20 protein-coding genes are annotated in these 19,303 nt (G+C 63.4%); 10 read left to right on the top strand and 10 right to left on the bottom strand.

Annotated elements, in window-relative coordinates; genetic code table 11:
• The first annotated feature begins 56 nt into the window (after positions 1–56).
• Genes ACFY5D_RS15015 through ACFY5D_RS15000 form a run of 4 tightly spaced genes read left to right on the top strand, consistent with a single transcriptional unit; the run spans position 57 to position 4,586 of the window.
• Positions 57–1,058 (top strand): ABC transporter permease, encoded by a 1,002-nt coding sequence (locus ACFY5D_RS15015; RefSeq protein WP_387531393.1) that lies wholly within the window; start codon positions 57–59, stop codon positions 1,056–1,058.
• Positions 1,055–1,936, top strand: a complete 882-nt coding sequence (locus ACFY5D_RS15010; RefSeq protein ID WP_387531390.1) for an ABC transporter permease — start codon at positions 1,055–1,057, stop codon at positions 1,934–1,936. The genes ACFY5D_RS15015 and ACFY5D_RS15010 overlap by 4 nt, the downstream gene beginning before the upstream one ends.
• On the top strand, positions 1,933–3,684 hold the full coding sequence (locus tag ACFY5D_RS15005) for an ABC transporter ATP-binding protein (protein ID WP_387531387.1): 1,752 nt from the start codon (positions 1,933–1,935) through the stop codon (positions 3,682–3,684). Before ACFY5D_RS15010 ends, ACFY5D_RS15005 begins: the two co-directional genes overlap by 4 nt.
• Positions 3,685–3,686: 2 nt before the next feature.
• The gene (locus tag ACFY5D_RS15000; RefSeq protein ID WP_387531385.1) at positions 3,687–4,586 is read left to right on the top strand and encodes an ROK family protein; all 900 of its coding nucleotides are present in this window, start codon (positions 3,687–3,689) and stop codon (positions 4,584–4,586) included.
• A gap of 88 nt (positions 4,587–4,674) precedes the next feature.
• Here the strand turns inward: ACFY5D_RS15000 and ACFY5D_RS14995 are convergent, their stop codons facing one another.
• A complete protein-coding gene (locus ACFY5D_RS14995) occupies positions 4,675–5,175 on the bottom strand; it encodes a DUF6328 family protein (RefSeq protein WP_387531382.1) in 501 nt (166 codons plus the stop codon).
• Positions 5,176–5,327: 152 nt separating this feature from the next.
• On the opposite strand from ACFY5D_RS14995, the gene ACFY5D_RS14990 reads away from it, so the two are divergent.
• Together ACFY5D_RS14990 and ACFY5D_RS14985 are read left to right on the top strand one after the other, a co-directional pair.
• Complete coding sequence (locus ACFY5D_RS14990) at positions 5,328–6,533, top strand: MalY/PatB family protein (RefSeq protein ID WP_387531379.1); 1,206 nt, start codon at positions 5,328–5,330, stop codon at positions 6,531–6,533.
• A gap of 110 nt (positions 6,534–6,643) precedes the next feature.
• Entirely contained in the window at positions 6,644–7,330 is a 687-nt protein-coding gene (locus tag ACFY5D_RS14985) for a DUF998 domain-containing protein (RefSeq protein ID WP_387531376.1), read from the top strand.
• A 153-nt stretch (positions 7,331–7,483) separates the two neighbouring features.
• Here the strand turns inward: ACFY5D_RS14985 and ACFY5D_RS14980 are convergent, their stop codons facing one another.
• From ACFY5D_RS14980 to ACFY5D_RS14965, 4 genes are all read right to left on the bottom strand, one after another.
• Positions 7,484–8,167 (bottom strand): CE1759 family FMN reductase, encoded by a 684-nt coding sequence (locus tag ACFY5D_RS14980; RefSeq protein ID WP_387531373.1) that lies wholly within the window; start codon positions 8,165–8,167, stop codon positions 7,484–7,486.
• 385 nt (positions 8,168–8,552) lie between these two features.
• Positions 8,553–9,218 carry a Pr6Pr family membrane protein gene (locus ACFY5D_RS14975; RefSeq protein ID WP_387531371.1) on the bottom strand — a complete coding sequence of 222 codons (666 nt, stop codon included), beginning with the start codon at positions 9,216–9,218 and terminating at the stop codon, positions 8,553–8,555.
• A gap of 148 nt (positions 9,219–9,366) precedes the next feature.
• Positions 9,367–9,651: a hypothetical protein gene (locus ACFY5D_RS14970; RefSeq protein WP_387531368.1), complete on the bottom strand. Its 285-nt coding sequence runs from the start codon at positions 9,649–9,651 to the stop codon at positions 9,367–9,369.
• Between the two features lie 666 nt (positions 9,652–10,317).
• On the bottom strand, positions 10,318–10,494 hold the full coding sequence (locus ACFY5D_RS14965) for a hypothetical protein (RefSeq protein WP_387531365.1): 177 nt from the start codon (positions 10,492–10,494) through the stop codon (positions 10,318–10,320).
• 761 nt (positions 10,495–11,255) lie between these two features.
• Here ACFY5D_RS14965 and ACFY5D_RS14960 point away from each other — a divergent pair.
• Positions 11,256–11,702 carry an SRPBCC family protein gene (locus ACFY5D_RS14960; RefSeq protein ID WP_387531363.1) on the top strand — a complete coding sequence of 149 codons (447 nt, stop codon included), beginning with the start codon at positions 11,256–11,258 and terminating at the stop codon, positions 11,700–11,702.
• A gap of 23 nt (positions 11,703–11,725) precedes the next feature.
• Here ACFY5D_RS14960 and ACFY5D_RS14955 read toward each other — a convergent pair whose 3' ends face one another.
• The 5 genes from ACFY5D_RS14955 to ACFY5D_RS14935 all read right to left on the bottom strand — a co-directional run bounded on the left by ACFY5D_RS14955 (position 11,726) and on the right by ACFY5D_RS14935 (position 16,132).
• Complete coding sequence (locus ACFY5D_RS14955; protein WP_387531360.1) at positions 11,726–13,291, bottom strand: molybdopterin-dependent oxidoreductase; 1,566 nt, start codon at positions 13,289–13,291, stop codon at positions 11,726–11,728.
• 124 nt (positions 13,292–13,415) lie between these two features.
• Positions 13,416–14,258 carry an anti-sigma factor domain-containing protein gene (locus ACFY5D_RS14950; RefSeq protein ID WP_387531358.1) on the bottom strand — a complete coding sequence of 281 codons (843 nt, stop codon included), beginning with the start codon at positions 14,256–14,258 and terminating at the stop codon, positions 13,416–13,418.
• Positions 14,258–14,839, bottom strand: coding sequence for an ECF RNA polymerase sigma factor SigK (gene sigK / locus ACFY5D_RS14945; RefSeq protein ID WP_387531356.1), 582 nt, complete (start codon positions 14,837–14,839; stop codon positions 14,258–14,260). Before sigK ends, ACFY5D_RS14950 begins: the two co-directional genes overlap by 1 nt.
• A gap of 194 nt (positions 14,840–15,033) precedes the next feature.
• A complete protein-coding gene (locus ACFY5D_RS14940) occupies positions 15,034–15,729 on the bottom strand; it encodes a fasciclin domain-containing protein (RefSeq protein ID WP_387531353.1) in 696 nt (231 codons plus the stop codon).
• Positions 15,730–15,973: 244 nt separating this feature from the next.
• Positions 15,974–16,132: a hypothetical protein gene (locus ACFY5D_RS14935; RefSeq protein ID WP_387531351.1), complete on the bottom strand. Its 159-nt coding sequence runs from the start codon at positions 16,130–16,132 to the stop codon at positions 15,974–15,976.
• Between the two features lie 169 nt (positions 16,133–16,301).
• Between ACFY5D_RS14935 and ACFY5D_RS14930 the strand changes: the two genes are divergently transcribed.
• From ACFY5D_RS14930 to ACFY5D_RS14920, 3 genes are read left to right on the top strand one after another with little or no spacing between them, the layout of a single operon-like run.
• Positions 16,302–17,441: a type III polyketide synthase gene (locus tag ACFY5D_RS14930; RefSeq protein WP_387531349.1), complete on the top strand. Its 1,140-nt coding sequence runs from the start codon at positions 16,302–16,304 to the stop codon at positions 17,439–17,441.
• Between the two features lie 9 nt (positions 17,442–17,450).
• Entirely contained in the window at positions 17,451–18,158 is a 708-nt protein-coding gene (locus ACFY5D_RS14925) for a methyltransferase domain-containing protein (protein WP_387531347.1), read from the top strand.
• Positions 18,155–19,297, top strand: a complete 1,143-nt coding sequence (locus ACFY5D_RS14920) for an FAD-dependent oxidoreductase (RefSeq protein WP_387531344.1) — start codon at positions 18,155–18,157, stop codon at positions 19,295–19,297. The genes ACFY5D_RS14925 and ACFY5D_RS14920 overlap by 4 nt, the downstream gene beginning before the upstream one ends.
• Positions 19,298–19,303 lie beyond the last annotated feature (6 nt).

Genomic DNA, 19,303 nt, shown 5'->3' with positions numbered 1-19,303 from the left:
TCGGGCTTCCTAGTCCAACAACCGGGCTTCGGCCCACCAAGAAGGGAGAATCGTCGATGTCGACCACCACCACCGCCATTCGCGATAGCTCAGGGATTCGGCTGTTCAGTTGGTTTTTAGCCAAAAGACTTGTGCAGGCGGCGGTCGTCATCGCGATCGTCTCGGTTATTGTGTTCCTGCTGCTCCAGGCCCTGCCCGGCGGTCCCGCCCGCGGCATCCTGGGCCAGCAGGCCACCGAAGCCCAGATTGCGGCTTTCAACCACGAGCAGGGTTTCGACCTGCCGCTCATCCAGCAGTACTTCAACTACGTGGGCCAGTGGCTGCAGGGTGACCTGGGCCGTTCGTTCGTCATGAACACCGACGTCTCCGCGCTCATCGCCCAGCGCCTGCCCAAGACCATGATCCTGGCCGTCGCCGCGATCATCGGCGCCCTGCTGGTCGCCATCCCGCTGGGCATGACCCAGGCGCTGCGCCGCAACAAGGCCTTCGACTACGTGATGACCGGCCTGAACTTCGTGGTGTACTCCACCCCGAGCTTCTTCCTGGGCCTGCTGCTGATCATGTTCTTCTCGCAGCTGCTGGGCTGGCTTCCGGCCAGCGCGCCCCAGGGCGACACCGTGGGGCAGATCCTGTCCCAGCCGCGCGAGATGATCCTTCCGATCCTCACCAGCGGCCTGGCCGGCGTGGCGACGTTCTCGCGCTACATGCGATCGGCCACGATCGACAACCTGCACGAGGACTACGTCCGCACCGCCCGCGCCAAGGGCACCCCGATGAAAAAGGTCATCTCCCGCCACGTGCTGCGCAACTCGCTGACCCCGGTGGTCACCATGCTCGGCTACTACCTGCCGGTCATGTTCGGCGGCGCACTGGTCGTCGAACAGCTCTTCAACTACCCGGGCATGGGCCTGCTCTTCTGGAACGCCGCGCAGACCACCGACTTCCCGGTCCTGCTGGGTTGCGTGCTGGTCATCTCCGTGGCCACCGTCGTCGGCTCGCTGCTGGCGGACATCACCCAGTTCATTCTCGATCCCCGCGCCCGTGGAGGTGTCAAGTGAGTACAGCAACCCTGAGCCGTACAGCTCCCCCGAAGTCCCCGACCGCCCGCGCGGTGCGCCAGTTCTTCTCCAACAAGCTCGCGGTCATCGGCGTCGTCATCGTCGTCGCCCTGATGATCTTCAGCTTCATCGGCCCGCTGGTCTACCAGACGGAGCAGATCTCGACCAACCTCATGCAGGCAGACCTCAAGCCGGGCGAAAACGGCCACCCGCTGGGTACCGACGGCCTGGGCTACGACGTGCTGGGCCGCTTGATGATCGCCGGCCGCACCTCCATCCTGGTCGGCCTGGCCGCGGGCGTGCTCGCGACCATCCTGGGAACCCTGTGGGGTTCGGTCGCCGGCTACATGGGCGGCTGGGTCGATGCCACCATGATGCGCATCGTCGACGCCGGCATCGCCATCCCGGGCATCTTCCTGCTGCTGGTCATCTCCGCGATCGTCCGCCCGAGCGAATGGATGATGGTGCTGATCATCGGCGCCGTGTCCTGGCTGGTCCCGGCCCGGCTGACCCGCGCCGAGGCGCTGTCGCTGAAAAGCCGCGACTACGTGCTGGCCATCAAGGCCACCGGCGGTTCCAACGCCCGCGCGATCCTGCGCCACATCATCCCCAACACCATCGGCACCGTGGTGGTCAACGCGACCTTCCAGGTGGCCGACGCGATCCTGCTGATCGCCTACGTGAGCTTCCTGGGCATGGGCCTGCAGCCGCCGGCCACCGACTGGGGAGCCATGCTCACCGACGGCATCTCCTCGGTGTACTCCGGCGCCTGGTGGCTGATCTTCCCCGCAGGTATTGCCATTGTTTTGATCGTCAGCGCCTTCAACTTCATTGGTGACGGCCTGCGCGACATGTTTGATGTACGAGGCCAGTCATGAGCACCACTTTCACAGAATCCACCGGCGTCCCGGCCCTGAAGGTCCAGGACCTGGTCGTCGACTTCAAGACCAAGAACGGCACCGTCAACGCGGTGCGCGGGGTTTCCTTCTCCGTGGACCGCGGCGAGGTGCTGGCGGTCGTCGGCGAATCCGGCAGCGGCAAGACCATCACGTCGCTGACCGCCATGGGCCTGCTGCCCTCCACCGCCCGCACCGCGGGTCTGGTCGAGGTCGACGGCCACGACGTGCTGAACGCCTCCGAGGCGGACATGGACTCCAAGCGCGGCAACGTGGTGTCCATGGTCTTCCAGGAACCGATGACCGCGCTGAACCCCTCCATGAAGGTCGGCAAGCAGGTCGCCGAGGCCATCCTGAACCACCGCGGCGTCTCCAAGGCCGAGGCCATGGCCCGCGCCGTGGAGCTGCTGGACCAGGTGGGCATCCCGGATCCTGCCGTCAAGGCCAGGAACTTCCCGCACCAGCTCTCCGGCGGCCAGCGCCAGCGCGTGGTCATCGCCATCGCACTGGCCTGCGACCCCACGCTGATCATCGCCGACGAGCCGACCACCGCGCTCGACGTGACGGTCCAGGCCGAGATCCTGGAGCTGCTGCGCAACCTGGTGAAGGAAACCAACACCGCGCTGCTGCTGATCACCCACAACATGGGCGTGGTCGCGGATTTGTCCGATCGCGTGGTCGTCATGAACGCGGGCAAGGTCATCGAAACCGGCACCACCGTCCAGGTGCTCACCGAACCGGCCGAGCCCTACACCCAGGCCCTGCTGGCCGCGGTCCCGACGCTTCCCGAGGCGCAGTGGGATGCCATCATCGCCGAGGAACGCGCCACGGACAACACCGAGGAGCCGCAGCACGCGGACTCCCCGGCAAACGCCCCGCTGGTCGACCCGGTGCTGGACATGCGCGAGGTCTGCGTCGACTACACCAGCGGCGGGCGCAAGCTGCGCGCCGTCAACCGGGCCAGCCTGGTCATCAACCGCGGCGAGATCGTCGGCCTGGTGGGCGAGTCGGGCTCCGGCAAGTCGACCCTCGGCCGCGCCCCGCTGGGCCTGGTCCCGGTGACCGGCGGTGCGATCACGCTCTTCGGCGGCGACGTCTTGAAGGCGTCGACCCGCGAGATCCGCAAGCTGCGCTCGCGCATCGGCATCATCTTCCAGGATCCGGGCGGATCCCTCGACCCGCGCATGACCGTGGGCGACTCGATCGCCGAGCCGCTGGTCATGCACGGGGTCGACGGCAAGCGCCCGGGCCGCGCCCAGCGCGACGCCCGCGTGCGCGAGCTGCTGGAGGCCGTCCGCCTCCCGGGAGCCAACGCCAACCGCTACCCGCACGAGCTTTCCGGCGGACAGCGCCAGCGCATCGGCTTGGCCCGCGCCCTGGCCCTGGCACCGGAACTGCTGATCGCCGACGAGCCGACCAGCGCCCTGGACGTGTCGGTGCAGGACGAGGTGCTGACCCTGCTGCTGGACCTGCAGAGGGAGCACGGCTTCGGCTGCCTGTTCATCAGCCACGACCTCGCGGTGGTGCACTCGGTCTCGCAGCGTGTCACCGTCATGCAGCACGGCAACGTGATCGAGTCCGGCCCGTCCTCCAAGGTGCTCCAGCACCCGGAGGCGTCCTACACCCGCCACCTGCTGGCCTCGGTTCCATCGCCCAACCCCATCGTGCAAAGGCAGCGCCGCGAGGCGCGCACCGCATTGTTGTTGTCCTCCGCCACCCAGGGTTCCTAGCGGTGTATCCACGACTGGGAATTGATATCGGCGGCACTGGCATTTCCGCCGTCGTGATGGATGTCGATGGAAGCGTCAGGGGCCGCGCCAGCACCGGCACCCCCGCCGAACACGGCGGGGATGCCATGGTGGCGGCCTGCCGCGAGGTGGCCGCCCTGGCCACGGAACGTTCCGGCCTGGTCCCGCGCGTTGCCGGTGTCGGGGCCGCGGGCGTCATCGACGCCGACGGGGTGGTCCTGGCAGCCAGTGATTCGTTCACCGGCTGGGAGGGCTACCCGCTGGGCGAGCGGCTCAACGCGAGCCTGTCCATGCCGGTCAGCGTCGGCAACGACGTTGCAGCCTTCGTGCTCGGCGAGCAGCGCTTCGGCGCCGGCCGGGGGCTGGAGAACTTCTTCGGCATCGCGCTGGGAACGGGCGTGGGTGGCGGGCTTGTCCTGAACTCCGGCCTGCACACCGGCGAGCACGGGGCCGCGGCGGAGATCGGCCACATCCCCGGCTTCGGCGACCGTTTGTGCACCTGCGGACGCAAGGGCCATCTGGAGACGATTGCCGCGGGCCGTTCGATCTCCTCGCTCTATGCCCAGGCAACGGGCAACTCCTTCAGCACCAAGGACGTGGCACGGCTGGCCCGCGAGGGCGATGACACCGCCGCCGGGCTCTTTGCCGACGCCGGCGCCGGGTTGGCCAAGGCCGCGCTGATGATCTCGGGCATCCTGGATGTCTCTGCGCTCATCATCGGCGGCGGCGTGGCCCTCGCCTGGGATCTTCTGCACCCCGCCATGGCTGAATCCCTGCGCCGGACCCCTCCCATTTCCGGGAACCCGGTCCAGGTTCTCCGGAGCGAACTGGGAACCGACGCGGTGGCCATCGGCGCCTCGCAGTTCGCCGACTCGCTGCTCTAGGACGCAGTCGGTCCAAGCACGCCCCGCGGGCGGCGCGATCCCCCGGAAACGGGCGATCGCGCCGCCCGCGGGTGTTTAACCGGCTCGATCAATCGGCGCCCGGTTCGCCGGCGGGCTGCTCCTCCACCGAACGCCGGGGCTTGATGATGCGCGGCAGCGCGAACAAGAGGATGAAGACCGCCAGCATGATGGAACCGCCGACGAACACTCCGATGAGCCACCCGTCAAGCACCTGCACCACGAACCAGACGCAGCCGGCAACCAGCATGCCGACCCCCGGAATGACGATCTTGAGAATGGCATGGCCCATGCGCACGGTGGTGATCTTGACCCGGTGGCCGAACAGGTGCCGGTGCACCGCCACCGGGGTGACGATCAGGACGATCAGCAGGGCCGAGAAGACCAGCAGGACCATGTAAAAGGCCCGGTCGGCGGCATTGAGAATCGTGAATCTTGACTGGAAGGGCAGCACCACCAGGAAAGCCGCCAGGATCTGGACTCCGGTCTGCATGACCCGGAGTTCCTGCAGCAGTTCGTTCCAATTTCGGTCCAGACGCTCTTCGACGGTCTCATGGCGGCCTTGCGTCATAGGATCTTCCTCCCGCCGTCCGCGTGTTGCCCGGTCAAAAATTTCCCCCAATTGGGTGATGAGTATCAACCTATCGAAAGCGGCGGACTTATGGGGTTAGAAAAGGGGAAGGATTTGTACCGCTGGGGGTCGATGGAGTCTAAGCTGGCTAAATGACCGCCCACCCATTTGACCTCCTCACCGTTGATCAGCTGCGCCACAACGGGTCATTGAAGTGGACCGAATACCCCGGGAGTTTGGGGGCCTGGGTAGCGGAAATGGATTTCGGAACGGCCCCTGGCGTCATCGAGGCAGCGCAGCAAACACTGGCGATGGGGCTGACCGGATACGCTCCCAGTTCCCTGGTCCGCGACATGCAGCAGGCCACCTCGCAATGGCTCGACGCCCGCTTCGGTTGGAGGGTTGAAAGCGAACAGATTCGACCCATCAACAGCGTTGCGGCCGCCCTTGACGCTGCCATCATGCATTTTTCACCGAAGCACCGTCAGGACGCCCCGCTGGTCCTGCTCACCCCTACCTATATGCCCTTCATTTCGGCGGCCTCGCGTTTCGGCAGAAGTTCCAAGCAGGTGGCCATGCTCCAAACCGAAACCGGGTGGGAGCTGGATTGGGCGGAGCTTGAACAGGCACTGAGCGGCGGGGCGTTGCTTGTCCTGGTGAATCCCCACAATCCCATTGGGAAGGTCTACTCCCGGGAAGAACTGCAACAAATCTCGTTGCTGGTTGAGGCGACCGGGTCGCGGGTTCTCTCCGATGAGATCCATGCACCCCTCGTCTATTCGGGATCCACGCACATCCCTTATGCATCCATAAGCGCGATCGCCGCCGGCCATTCGATCACCGCCGTCGCTGCGACAAAGGCGTTCAACCTGCCCGGACTCAAATGTGCGCAACTGGTTTTGACCAACGACGTCGACAGGACGGTCTGGTCCCGCGTAGGCCATGTCCCCGAGCATGCGGCGGCCAACGTAGGGCTTGCTGCCACGACCGCGGCCTATCGAACGGGGTCCGGGTGGCTTGATGGCGTCGTCGATTACCTCGATGCATCGCGCATCCTGCTCGGTAGGCTGATCGCCGAACACCTGCCCCAGGTCAGGTACCAGGCACCGCAAGGAACCTACCTTGCCTGGCTGGATTTTTCGCGCCTTGCACTTGAACCCAATCCAGCGCAATTTTTCCTCACCGAAGCGCAGGTCGCCCTGACCAGCGGAAACGCTTGCGGAAAAGGCGGCAGCGGGTTTGTCAGGCTCAATTTCGCCACGCCAGGTCCCGTATTGGGCGGCATGATCCACCGGATGGGTGCCGCCGTGGATGGGTGCGACAAGTTTGATGCCACCGACCCGGAATTCGCCAGTTGAGGTGAAGCCGGTGGATAGGCCGCCGCTGGTGGGGCCCGGTGCGTTGTTGCCGCGTCCGGACGACCGCCAGCGTTGGCGGAGGTTTGACGCCGATGTGGAAAGCTAGAGCCATGATGCCGCGGACGCCGGACGGTGCCCGACGACGGTTTGCCACGGCCGCCATGGCCGGTGTCGCCATCTACGTCCTCGTCGACGTCGTACTCCAGTTCCTGCCGCCGTACTACAGCGTGATCAGCGACGCTGAAAGCAACCTGGCGGTCGGCCCATTCGGGTGGATCATGAACCTGAATTTTCTCGGCCGGGCACTCACCACCCTGTGTGCGATCGCCGCCATCAACAGGGTCGGACCGGACACCGGACCCCGGCGGACCGGAGCGGTTCTTATGGCCGCCGGCGGCCTGTGTTCTGCGATCCTGGCCTTTTTCCCCACCGATGTTGCCGACGCCGGCATACTGGCTGCCACCACGGTGGGCATCGTGCATCTCTACGTGGCCGGGTTGGGGTTCATGGCCGCGCTGACCGGCATGCTCGTGCTGACCCGCTGGACACGCTCCAGCCCGGAACTGGCAAAGGCACACCCGGCGGCATTCACTCTCGCGGCCATTGCTGCCGCCGGGCTCGCTTCGCTGGGTCTGGCCGCCGCGATTGGGCCGGATCTGTTGGGGCTCGCCGAGCGAGTCTGCCTCGCCGGGGTGCTCGGTTGGGTTCTGGTGGTGTGCGCGGCCATCAGGCGGCTGCCCCGACGTCCGTGGCCGGACCCGCTGTTGCCACGGCATTCCCGGGAGAGAATCCTCTGACGCATGGGGCGGCCGGCGGCGGCGCATGGCGAACTTGACCACCTCGGCTTGGGGCTCGTGGCCGAGGCCTCGATCCCGCCGTGGTCCGGTCACCGGGCTTCCCGGCCAACGTCAACGGGCGATGGTCCTCCTCAGATGCGACGTGGCGATCGGCTAGACGGCTCGGATGTTTGCCAATAGCTGTTCAAACGGCAACGAGCTCATGGTGTCTCGGGGGTTCGCCGTGTCACTGACGTTGGGGGCAATCGACCGGGTGTCGCCTAAGTCTTGAATCACGGGCGCACTTCCACCGCCGCGGGCCATCATTGCCAACGCGAGTTCGCGCCCGGCAAGCCGTTCACGATCGGCCAGGGCACCATGTCCCTGGTCCGCGCCCCAGTCTTCCGGCGAGGCAAAAACGCTGGTGGGCATGATCGAAGCGCGCAGGTAGCTGAAGATCGGCCGCATCGCGTAGTCGATGACCAGGTTGTGGCGCGGGCTTCCGCCTGTGGCAGCCAGGAGGACCGGCTTTTCCTCCAGCGATTTCGGATCGAGCACGTCGATGAAGGACTTGAACAGTCCCGAGACCGAGGCCGTGAAAACGGGCGAAACCATGACAAGCGCACCGGCAGCAGTGACAGTATCAATCGCTTCCTGGAGCCTCGGCGGGGCGTATCCGGTAAGCAGGTTGTTGGTGATGTCGGTGGCGTAGTCGCGGAGCTCGAGGACTGTGACATCGGTCTGGAAACCCCTGGCTGCCAGCTCGTTGGCAGCCGCTTCAGCGAGTTGGCGACCGAGCAAGCCCGAGGTCGATGGGGTGCCGAGACCGCCTGAAACTACAACGATTGACTGGTTCATGATCTGGGAATTTCCTCTCGAGGATTGAATGCGTTTGCATATAAAACACGAGTGGTTGCGATTTCATTCCCGGGAACGCCCGAAGGACCTACCCCTGATTCTCCGGGGTATCGCCATTGCCCCTTCGGGATGGCAACGGCATGGCACAAATGGCCCCGAGGCACCGTCCGCGCACCGCCGCGATTGCGGCGTAGAGGGCCACGGCCCCCGCGCCCAGTGCCGCAACGACGGCCTGCTGGCCCCACAATGAAGCCGCCATCGATGCCAACACCAGTGAAACAGCCACCCATATCAATCGGTCACGAAGCAAAGCGTGTCCACAGCCTTTCCCGGGATCTCGATCTCCTATACCCCTAAGGGTATCCCACGGAGTCGACGCTCCGCCTTAGGATCGACGCCCGGCCCGGCTTAGGCGCAGGACGCCGGCCCCGACCACACCGATCAGCACGCCGATCAGGACGATGTAGAACGCAACCGAAAAATACCCGTTGGCACTCGTATGCGGGTTCAGGAAGGGGTAGGGGAACCACGGATCCCCGGTCCTGGGATCCAGCACCAACGCCCCTCGGACCAAGGTGTAGCCAGCCCAGAGAATCGGAAAGGCAACAATCGCCCAGAGCGCCTTCGCATTCAAGGGGCGGCGCCCGGGGGCAATGAGCCAATCAAGCACCATGACAACCGGCCCGATGACGTGCAGGATCTCATTCGACCAGCCCACGGTTGCCCCTTGCGGCAGTTCGATGCCCCGCAGCAGCAAGTTGTACACAACACCGGTCGTGGCCATGTACGTTGTCGCCCCGGCCCGAAAAATCGTCCAGCCTTGGGAATCGCTCTTACGTGATGAAAGCGTGAAGATGCCCACGAACAGCGCCAGAGCGGCAATGACATTGGCTTCCACGGTGAAGAACGAGAAGAAGTTCTGGACCACGAATCCTACTTCGCCCTTGCCCGCGCTTTCGTTCTGGATCGTCCGCTGAATCTGGGCGACCAATGCAGCCACAATGGCAATGGAACCGCCAATGCGAAGCAAGTAGGCCAAAGTCCGTCTCATAAGGGGAATTACCTTTCTGGATACTCCCCACAGCCTAATCTGCGCACCCAACGCACCATCGGCATGACACCTCGACACGCTCTGACTTTTACATGCGAAGGCCCGGGCGGGAGCGAGAAGCTATCACCCAGGCCTTCGCCATCCGCCATTAGTCGGAGTGCTTGTGCTCAGTGTCCCCCAGCCCGAAGGCCATGGGCCCCTTGATGAGACGGAACAGGCCGAGTCCTGCAATCAGGACACCGATTGCGAAGCCGATCCACAGGGGGCTGATAACACCGCCGAGCGTGTAGCCGCCGCTGACGAGGAAGATCAAGAAGAGCACGGCAATGCTGCCTCCGCCGATGAGCAATCCATTGGCGTGGTGCTTCACTTGAACATGTTTGGGTACTTGCGGGCCACTGCCCGTGTCCGGAATTTTCGATTCGTTGCCCATGTCAGATCATTCCTTTCTATCGACAAGGCCCGACTCCCCCGCATGCCGTGCACAGGATGCACAGCAGTATTGGCCCGTCTTCGATTGAAGCCCGTGGCCAATGATGGCGCATCCGCAATGCGCACACCGTGGCGCCATCAGGTGAATGGCGCATTCGAATGAATCAAATACGTGCTGCTGCGTTCCGCGCGTGATGATGAACGTCTTGTCGTAATCGTTGCCGCAAACGTCGCATACTCCCATGCGTTGCCTCCGATAACCACAACAATCCCCGCGCCATGACGATAGGTCGGAGCCGATTCCGGTTCCCTGACGTCTAGTCGACTTATCACGAGTGTTCGTGGATTCGATCAACCATTGATACGTGGAACCGTCGCTCGGTTGCTTCCGGCCCGGTGCTTGCGCGGATGTTGTTCGTTAACACCAGATTTCCTATTTGAGGTCCGTTGACCCAGCAACTTCGCTGGTGAACCACCTTTGACGCTACGCCTATCGCCCGGGGCTTGCTAGTGGTTTTTTCTGACAACGACTAACGCTGCGGACTGGCCAGGTTTCGCAAGGCGGCAAGCTGGCGAAGTCCATGCGGTTGGCACATGACGCGCTGGCAGAAATACGGATCCGCGGTTCGCACCGCTTCAAGCCCAGTGTTGCGTGACAGGCCTCATGTCACCCGGCATCGTACCGGTCCTCGTCGGAGTCCCCGTGGCGGTGTTTGGTTGAATCGTTGCCCGATCCATCCGGCAATTCATCCACGCTGCGCACGGAGGACTTGGGTTTCCCTGCCGATGCACTTGCGACGTCCTCTGCGGCTTCGTTGGACCGCGGGCTCTTGGTCTCGTTCATGGTGTGCTCCTTGCGTTCACTAGTTGGCACAACAGTTGCCCCGAAAGTTTTGGCTCAAAAATAATAGAGAAGCGATGTCGTGCCCCGTACCTTCCGGCAGGAAAATACCTGGGGTCGATTTCGTCGGAGTTGCCCTGCCGAATCCGAGGTTGGGGCTTGTGGGATCAGGCGAAAACAACAAAGACAGTGGGCTCCAGTCCAGTGTTCGTGCGGAGTGGGAGCCTACTCGAGATGCTGTCACTTCAAGATGAAGAACGAGAAAATTCGCTGCCGTTTCGTGCCATGCAGACTTCGATTTCTTGGGTACCTTCCGGATTCCCGGAGGCGTATTTTAAGCTTAGACCTGATGCACCCAAAGCAGCTATGAACGATTCGGATGTCGAAACAGCAGCCGTTGGTTCGCCACACCTGCCACCTACATCTTGGCGAATCCAAGGTCGACGCAGACAACAGGCCCTACGGATCCGGCAACTTATTTCCAACGCCCGATCAGAGACGGCACGCAGCCAGGTTCGAGCCTCCAACCCATGGTTGTTCGACTTCTGCTGTATGGCTTTAACCACAAAGGAGATGCGTTGCCTGTAATCATGGCGTGCGACGCGCTGGGACCACTTCAGGTCCTGCAGGGAGCCCGGCTGCACCCATACTTCTATTGAATCCGCGTCCGGCAGGGTTCGTGGCACGACGCCGAAACCTCCCGTTCGCGAAGAATTGTTGCCCATTTTGGACGCATGGGCCCTATCCGGGTTTAGCCTTTGGAGATGGAAAAAATCTTTGAGTACTACATCAAGACCACGCCAGAGAAGCTCTGGGCGGCGTTGACCGACCCGGAGCAAACGGCCATCTACTACTTCGGCAATTCCTACATCACCGATTGGGTTCCGGGTTCCGCTTTCACCACGACGAATCCCAATGCCGACGGCCCGTTGGGCGAGGGAACCATTGTTGAATCCGAGCCGAACCGCAAGCTGGTCGTGACGATGACGGCGCTGTGGAGCGAAGCCGTCCAAGCCGAGGGGGAAAGCCGCATCACCTACGAGATCACCCAGATCGAGGACACCTGCCTGCTGACGGTGACCCACGATCGGATGAACGCAGGTGCACATGGCGAGCTATACGGCGGCTGGCCGATGATCCTCTCCGGCATGAAAACCTGGCTGGAAACGGGTGAACGGCTGACCACGCCCGGCTCGTTGATGTACACCTGAGCGGCCCCGCCCTGGGCTGGTTACTAGTGCACGGAGAATTGGATCCGTTGCCAGCCGCTGGCGCCGTTGGGCGCCGGGTTCGCCTTCTCGCTGCTTTGAACCACGCCCTGTCCATCGATCGCCCGGACGCTGACGGTGTGGTTTCCCGACGTCCCGCCGTCCCAGACGTAGCGCCACTGCCGCCAGGTGTCGAGGGATGCCTCGGCACCCAGCTCGGCGTCCACCCACGCGCCGTCGTCGATCTGGACCTGCACCCCGGAGATCCCGCGGGTCTGTGCCCAGGCGGTTCCGCCCATGACCACCTTGCCCGCAGGGACCTTTGCAAAGGAACGCGGTACGTCCACCCGTGAAGACATCTTGATGGGGCCGTGATCCGACCATCCGCGGGTGGTCCAATACGCGACCTTGTCCGCGAACCGGGTCACTTCCAGATCCACCACCCACTTGGTGGCGGAGACGTATCCGTACAGCCCGGGAACCACCATGCGCACCGGGAACCCGTGTTCCAGCGGCAGCGGCTCGCCGTTCATGCCGATCGCCAGCAGGGCCATGCGCTCGTCCGTCAAGACTTCCAGGGGCGTGGAGGCGCTGAATCCGTCGATGGACGTTGACAGCACCATGTCCGCGCCTGCCTTCGGAACCGCTCGTTCCAGGAGAAGCCGCAGCGGGTATCCCAGCCACTTGGCGTTGCCGATCAGCGGCCCGCCCACCGGGTTCGATACGCAGGTCAGTGTCAGGTAGCTTTCGACCAGGTCTTCCTTGAGCAGTTCCGCAAAGTTGATCGTGAATTCCTTCTCGACCATCCCGTGCACGCGCAAGGACCAGTCGGCCGGGTTGATGCGGGGCACCGACAGTGCCGTATCGATGCGGTAGAAATCCTTGTTCGGTGTCACGAATTGCGGCATGCCGGCCAGGTCGATCTGCACGGCCTCCGGCAGGGGTTTCGCCGGCACCTTGGCCGGGGGCAGGCCCAGCGCCGCGCGCGCGGCGTCGGCCACGTTTCTGGCCGTGGCCAGGGACTTTCCGACCCCCGTGGCAATCGCCGAACCGACCAAGGCAAGGCCTGTTCCTAACAGGAAGTTCCTGCGCGAGGCACCGGGCACGGCTCCGGAGTCGTCGCCGGGGCCTGGGGCCCGGGAAGCGACTGCCAACCTCGTCAACTTGCGCAGCACGATCAGCGAAGCCACGGTTCCGAGGATGACCGGAGTCAGATCGGCCAGACCGGTGGCCGGGCGGGAAATCACTGCGCCGCCGATGGCGATCGCCAGGACCACGATGCAGCCCGACGCAATGGCGATACTACGCTTGGCAATCAACCCGACGATCACGGACGCGACCGCGGCGACCACGCCCATCGAAACAAAGAGCGCCAATTTGTCGTTGGTGCCAAAGGTGGCGATAGCGAGGTCCTTGAGCCACGGCGGAGTCAGATCGATAAAGACCGCCCCCATGGCCACCAGCGGTGCCGAAGAGGTGGCGAAGAAGGCCGAAACCAACTGAGCCACCGAAAAAAGCACCGCCGCCGACGCGAAACCCGCGAGCCCGAAGGCTCCCAGATCACGCAGCCTGGTTGCTGTTCTCTCGTTCATGAGTGCACCTGCCCCGTACGTTGTGTTTTGTCTCCACCGGCATACCCGGGAAGCGCTAATCACTTCGTATTCGGAACGGTACCACCGACGGATTGGTTGGCGGGAGCAATTTCCGTGTGGGAAATCAGAGAGCTTGGACCATGATCGGATCAGTCGTCGGGGCCGGGGAGCCGGAAGCCGGTTCCACGGTGATGCCGAAGTGCGTGACACCCTCCATCGAGCCGGAAACCATGACCATTCCGTCGGTTTTCGTTCCAGTAACCATGCCCGCCGATACCGCACCGGTATCCGAGATCAGCCACAGTTCGTATCCCTTGTCGCTGGGCAAGGTTGGCAGGCCCTCCGTGGTCACGGCCATCATTCCTTCGGCGGCCGAGTACGCCAGGGTAACCCGGGCACCGTCGTCCATCCGCTGGGTCTTGGACTTCACGTCACTGGCCGTCAGGATCTTGGTCAATTCGGCCCGTTGGTCGTTCAAGGCGGACAGTTGCTGCTCGAGCAGTTCCTGCTGCGCGTGTTGGTTCACCACCACCCCGGTCAGGACGCCCGAGGCGATCAGCAGGACACCCGCCGCCAACGCAAACATTCGCTGGTTCATTTTGCCCGCTGCCGGCGCCTTCGCCGTTGGCTCGTGGATTGGGGATGCGGATTCCGGCTGTGTGTTTTCGGCAGTCGATTCCGCTGGCGGAGTTTCCGCAACAGGCGCGGCCGGCTCTTCGGCTTCCGTTTGAACGGGCGGAAGCTGAGGGGTGTTGCGGATGGCGGCCATGATGTTTGCCTTTACCCTGGCAGGAGGTTGCACGGGTTCGGCAGAGAGCCCAAGGAGCGCAGCAGTTTCCTGCAGGGCATCGATTTCGTCACGAACAGCCTCGGAAGCCTCTGCATGCTGAAGTACTTCGTCGCGCTCCGAGTCGTCAAGCGCATTCAGGGCAAAGCTGCCGGTCAGCTCGTTCTTGTGCTTTTCCATCACGCCACCCCCATTAGGTCTCGAAGTCTGTTCATACCATCGCGTATCCGCGTTTTTGCGGTCCCCACCGGGATCTTGAGTAACTCGGCCACTTCCAGATGTGTGTAGCCGCCGAAGTAGGCCAGCTGGATGGCGTCACGCTGTGTTTCGCTCAGTCGTTCCATGGCTTGCAGAACGCGACGGCTTTCGTCGTGTTGGATGGCCGTTTCTTCAACGTCATCATAGCTTTCCTGAAATTCCTTCATGCCTTCGCGCAGGTCGCGGTCATTGCTCGCCTGGCTTGCCCGAACCCTGTCGACGGCCCGGCGGTGAGCCAAGGTCAACAGCCACGTGATCGCCTTGCCCCTGGCCGCGTCAAACCGCGTCGCCTGCTGCCAGGCCTCCACGAACACCTCTTGGGTCACTTCTTCACTTTGCGCCTCGTCCTTCAGGACGCGTCGAATCAGGCCAAAAACCTGGGAAGACAAGCGATCGTAGAGTTGTTCAAAAGCGTTCTCGTTGCCCTCGGCAATCTGGAGCATCAGGTCTTCAGGGGTGGGAACGGAAACGTGTTCCGTGTCACCAAGTCGATGTGAGCTCATGCGTTCAAGGGTCTCATGCATTTCAAACCTCACCCACCATCTTTACTGGCGCGGCTACTAGAAAAGTCGTATCTTCCGATCCCCCCAAGAGATCGTCATAGATCCCAATCAGGGGGCTGGTGCTTGACGAATCTTTATCTCGTCGAGCACCAACCCCCTGGATGGCAAATGCGTTGTGATGGTGGTTGCGGCAGTTACTTCTTTGCCGGCGGCATCAGCACCGAGTCGATGAGGTAGACGGTTGCGTTTGCGGTCTGAACGCCACCGCAAATCACCTTGGCGCCGTTGACCTTGATGTCGTCTCCGCTGCCGGTGACCTTGAGGTCCTGGCCTTCGACGGTCTTGTGGGTTCCGTCGATGTCGCTCGGGGCGATCTGGCCGGCGACCACGTGGTAGGTCAGGATGCTGCTGAGGGTATCGGCATCGGCAACCACTGCCTTGAGGTCCTTTTCCGGGATGGCGGCAAAGGCTTCATCGACCGGGGCAAAAACGGTGAATTCTCCACCGTTGAGCGTGTCGACAAGGTCAACCTTGGGGTTCAGCTTGCCCGAAACCGCAGCCGTCAGGGTCTTGAGCAGTGGGTTGTTGGAGGCTGCCACTGCCACCGGATCCTTGGCCATGCCGGCCACCGATCCATCGCCGCTCGGGACTGCCTTGGCGTATGCTGCGCAGCCCGAACCAACGAGGTTGGCGGCGGGATCCATTGCCGATTCGCTGGCCATCGCGGAGCCACTGGACGATGCCGGTGCGCTGGAGGTGGCCATCGGTGCGGACGGAGCCATGGACTCGGTGGCACTGCCTCCGGTGCCCGACGAGCAAGCGGTCAGCCCAACCATGGCAACTGCGATCAATCCGAGTCCTGCAGCAAACTTGCTGTTCATGCGCTTCATGTCATTCTCCTTGCCATGCGGCGGTTCTAGGCCGCCGCGCCTTCCCGACCATGCGGTGCGGGCTGTCATGAAGCATTCGGTGCGGTGCGCACGACGGATTGGAAGAATTCAAAAAGTTTTTTCGTGGCGCACGATTTTGCCGAAAACACGCGACGACATCGGGGTCGGACTGCCTGTACACACAGAAAAGTGGAGAAGAGTCATCTCTTCTCCACTTCGTTTACCCGGGTTTCCTTCACCCGGCTCAATGCTTCTTGGTGATGTGGGTTACCTGTTCGGTGTCGGCCTCCGGGGCGTTCTTCGAGCGCTTTTCGGCCCGCCGCTCCTTGATGGTTTTGCCGTGTGGTTTCTTGTGTTCGTGTCTATGTGGTGACTTGTCCGGCATGACATGCCTGCTCTCCATTGTGCTGGGATAGCCGTTGACCGCTGATGGTCTCCCAAAACGAACGATACGCTTGCGCCTTTGCCGGCGCTAGGTCTTTTTTTGGCAGCAAACATGTCAAGCGAGTTCTTAACCCTGCATCCAGGAACGGCTCTTTACGTCCGACCTGTGCAGACATAGGCTCTGGGTCATGTCGGTGATGATGAGAACCATCCAAACAGCTGTACCGCCCACGATCCTCTACCAGGACAAGGCACGGGATGTCTTTGCCGCCCAACCCGGCTTGACCCGGCTGGGACAGCGGCTGATCGCCACGTCCTTCGATTCGGCACAGATTTCCACGAGGCACACGGCCGTCAACGAATTCACCACCGAATCCGTGGCCAAGAATCCGGACTTCTTCGACGCCGATTCGGGGCTGCTGCTCAGTCCCAGCACCAAGGTTCGCAACGAGCTTTTTGCCTCGATCGCGCCCGGGCTCTACATCGAAGCTGCACAGAAGGCGCTTGACGCCTGTCCGGATCTCACTCCCGCCGACGTATCCCATGTCATTACCGTCTCTTGCACCGGCTTCTACAATCCGGGCCCCGACTACCAACTGGTCAGGGCCCTGGGCCTTAGCCCCTCCACCCAGCGCTACCACCTTGGTTTCATGGGCTGTTATGCGGCGTTCCCCGCCCTGCGCGCTGCCAAGAGTTTTTGCGACGCCGACCCGAACGCGGTCGTGCTGGTGGTGTGCGCCGAACTCTGTTCGCTGCATGTGCGCAGTTCGAATGATCCGGACACCATCATGGGGTCTGCGCTCTTTGCCGATGGGGCGGCGGCCGCCATCGTCACGGCGCGGAACCACCACGGGCCGGGGCTGCAACTGGACCACTTTGAAACGGTTCTCACCCCGGTCGGCGAAGAAGCAATGGCCTGGAACATCGGGGACGAGGGATTCGAAATGGTCCTGGGCACCTACGTTCCCCACATCATTGACGACCACATTGTTGGGGCGCTGGCCCCCTTGCTTGTCCGCGACGACTCCCTGGACACGACCTACGCCAACATTCCGCACTGGGGAATCCATCCCGGCGGCCGGGCGATCCTGGATCGGGTGCAAAAACGCCTGGAGCTCAGCGAGGAGCAGCTGATGCCGGCGCGCAGGGTGCTCAACGACTACGGCAACATGTCCAGTTCCACCGTGATGTTCGTGCTCAAGGACATCATGGAGGAGCACCTGCCGAGCGTTGCCCAGGCCGGCGAGCGCGTGTGTTCCATGGCTTTCGGGCCGGGGCTGACGGTCGAAACTTCGTTGATGACCCTGCTGCCGGAAAGAACGGGCTGATCCGCTGCCGTGCAACGAGCCATCAACGCGGTTGAGGAGATGGACCGGCCGGATTGCGACCCGGCGTTGCTGGAACGCACCTATGCCCAGTTCCCCCTGGTAAACAGGTTCGTCTCCGGCTGGCGTCAGGTGTACGTGGCGCTGATCCGGCCGGCGCTTCCGCGCCACCGCACCGGCACCATCCTGGACATCGGTTGCGGCGGCGGCGACATCACCCGGAACTTGTTTCGCTGGGCCAGGGCCGACGGGTTCGAGGTGCGGGTCGTGGGCATCGACCCGGATCCACGCGCCCACGACTTTGCAGTTCGCGCCGCAGCCAAGGCGGGGACCGACCCGACTCTCCTGGAATTCCGCAGGGCCTCCAGCTCCGACCTGGTGGCCCTGGGGCAACGCTTCGACGTGGTCATCTCCAACCACGTGTTGCATCACCTGGGCCCGGTGGAGTTGGCCGGGGTGTTCGCCGATTCCGAACGACTCGCGCGCACCGTGGCCATACACAGCGATATCCGTCGCAGGCGCTCCGCCCTGCTTTTCTTCGGGCTGGCCACCCTGCCGCTGGGCGGGTCCTCGTACGTTCGCCGCGACGGCCTCACCTCGATCCGCCGCAGCTTCACCACCGACGAGCTTTCCCGGGTGGTGCGCCCGGGCTGGCATGTGCATGCACCTGGCTTGTACCGGAACCTGGCGGTCTGGCATGCGCAGGAGGCGACGTCGTGATCGATGTGCTCATTGTCGGGGGCGGGCCGAGCGGGCTCGCACTTGCGTTGATGCTGCTGAAGGCGGGCGTCGGCGTCCGGGTGCTCGAGGCCCGCAGTCAGGTCGGCGGGCATTCGCGCGCCATCGGCATCCATCCGCCGGGCCTCGGGGTGCTTGACCGGCTCGGCGTGGGCCAGGACCTGGTCGGTGAGGGCGTCCGGATATCCCACGGCGTGGGGATGTCCCGGCGGAGGGTGATCGCGGAACTGGATTTTTCGTTTCTTCCGGCGCTCCATCCGTTTGTGCTCTCCCTGCCCCAGGACCGGACGGTTCAAAGTCTGAGGGACCGGTTGGCCCAGGTTGATGGTGATGCCCTCATGCGCGGCGTGGAATTTCGGCGTTTCACTTCCCGTCCCGATCATCATGAGGTTCGGGCTTCCGGCGAGGACGGAAGGTCCCTGGAACTTGAATGCCGCTTTCTCATCGGCGCGGACGGTAGCCACTCATCGCTCAGGGAGGCCGCGTCGATCCGGCGCACCGGGCAGGCCCACCCCGACCGATACGTGATGGGCGACTACGGCGATTCCACGGGATTCGGCCCGATCGCCGCGCTTTTCCTGCACCCCGAGGGAATCGTTGAGTCGTTTCCGCTGCCCGGGGGTGTACGCAGGTGGGTGGCCCGGATCGGGACAGACGATCGCGGAGACCTCGCAGGCCTCGTGGCGCGGCGCACCGGCCACCGGCTGGATCCGGCGAGCAACAGCATGCATAGCCGCTTCCGCACGGCCAGCTACCTGGTGGATCGGATGAACCACGGCCGGGTGGTGCTCATCGGCGATGCCGCCCATGAGATCAGCCCCATTGGCGGCCAGGGCATGACGCTTGGGCTGCTTGATGCCGAAGAACTGGCGCCCTTGCTTTCATTGGCCGTCAACGGCCGGCTGCCAGGCGAACAGGTCAACGGGCTTCTTGACCGGTTCTCGTCGCGCCGCTTGGCCGCCGCGCGCACGGCTGCCCGGCAGGCCCGGGTCAACATGGCGCTGGGACGGCCGCTCAGCCCCTCACTCGTTCCCTTGCGGGATGCACTGGCCTCCCGGGCATTGGCCTCCGAGCGGTTCTCCGCATCCGTTGCCCGGACCTTCACCATGGTCAACCACTGATGGTGT

The sequence above is a fragment of the Paeniglutamicibacter sp. NPDC012692 genome, from assembly GCF_042901625.1.
Taxonomy (GTDB): domain Bacteria; phylum Actinomycetota; class Actinomycetes; order Actinomycetales; family Micrococcaceae; genus Paeniglutamicibacter.
This window is presented reverse-complemented; position numbering and strand designations above follow the sequence as displayed.

Excerpts from the sequence above, each read along its gene's own strand:
- ACFY5D_RS15015 (WP_387531393.1), top strand. The coding sequence starts at position 57 with ATGTCGACCACCACCACCGCCATTCGCGATAGCTCAGGGATTCGGCTG.
- ACFY5D_RS15005 (WP_387531387.1), top strand. The coding sequence starts at position 1,933 with ATGAGCACCACTTTCACAGAATCCACCGGCGTCCCGGCCCTGAAGGTC.
- ACFY5D_RS14995 (WP_387531382.1), bottom strand. The coding sequence starts at position 5,175 with ATGACGCAAGGCCGCCATGAGACCGTCGAAGAGCGTCTGGACCGAAAT.
- ACFY5D_RS14990 (WP_387531379.1), top strand. The coding sequence starts at position 5,328 with ATGACCGCCCACCCATTTGACCTCCTCACCGTTGATCAGCTGCGCCAC.
- ACFY5D_RS14985 (WP_387531376.1), top strand. The coding sequence starts at position 6,644 with ATGATGCCGCGGACGCCGGACGGTGCCCGACGACGGTTTGCCACGGCC.
- ACFY5D_RS14980 (WP_387531373.1), bottom strand. The coding sequence starts at position 8,167 with ATGAACCAGTCAATCGTTGTAGTTTCAGGCGGTCTCGGCACCCCATCG.
- ACFY5D_RS14975 (WP_387531371.1), bottom strand. The coding sequence starts at position 9,218 with ATGAGACGGACTTTGGCCTACTTGCTTCGCATTGGCGGTTCCATTGCC.
- ACFY5D_RS14970 (WP_387531368.1), bottom strand. The coding sequence starts at position 9,651 with ATGGGCAACGAATCGAAAATTCCGGACACGGGCAGTGGCCCGCAAGTA.
- ACFY5D_RS14965 (WP_387531365.1), bottom strand. The coding sequence starts at position 10,494 with ATGAACGAGACCAAGAGCCCGCGGTCCAACGAAGCCGCAGAGGACGTC.
- ACFY5D_RS14960 (WP_387531363.1), top strand. The coding sequence starts at position 11,256 with ATGGAAAAAATCTTTGAGTACTACATCAAGACCACGCCAGAGAAGCTC.
- ACFY5D_RS14955 (WP_387531360.1), bottom strand. The coding sequence starts at position 13,291 with ATGAACGAGAGAACAGCAACCAGGCTGCGTGATCTGGGAGCCTTCGGG.
- ACFY5D_RS14950 (WP_387531358.1), bottom strand. The coding sequence starts at position 14,258 with ATGGAAAAGCACAAGAACGAGCTGACCGGCAGCTTTGCCCTGAATGCG.
- sigK (WP_387531356.1), bottom strand. The coding sequence starts at position 14,839 with ATGAGCTCACATCGACTTGGTGACACGGAACACGTTTCCGTTCCCACC.
- ACFY5D_RS14940 (WP_387531353.1), bottom strand. The coding sequence starts at position 15,729 with ATGAAGCGCATGAACAGCAAGTTTGCTGCAGGACTCGGATTGATCGCA.
- ACFY5D_RS14935 (WP_387531351.1), bottom strand. The coding sequence starts at position 16,132 with ATGGAGAGCAGGCATGTCATGCCGGACAAGTCACCACATAGACACGAA.
- ACFY5D_RS14930 (WP_387531349.1), top strand. The coding sequence starts at position 16,302 with ATGTCGGTGATGATGAGAACCATCCAAACAGCTGTACCGCCCACGATC.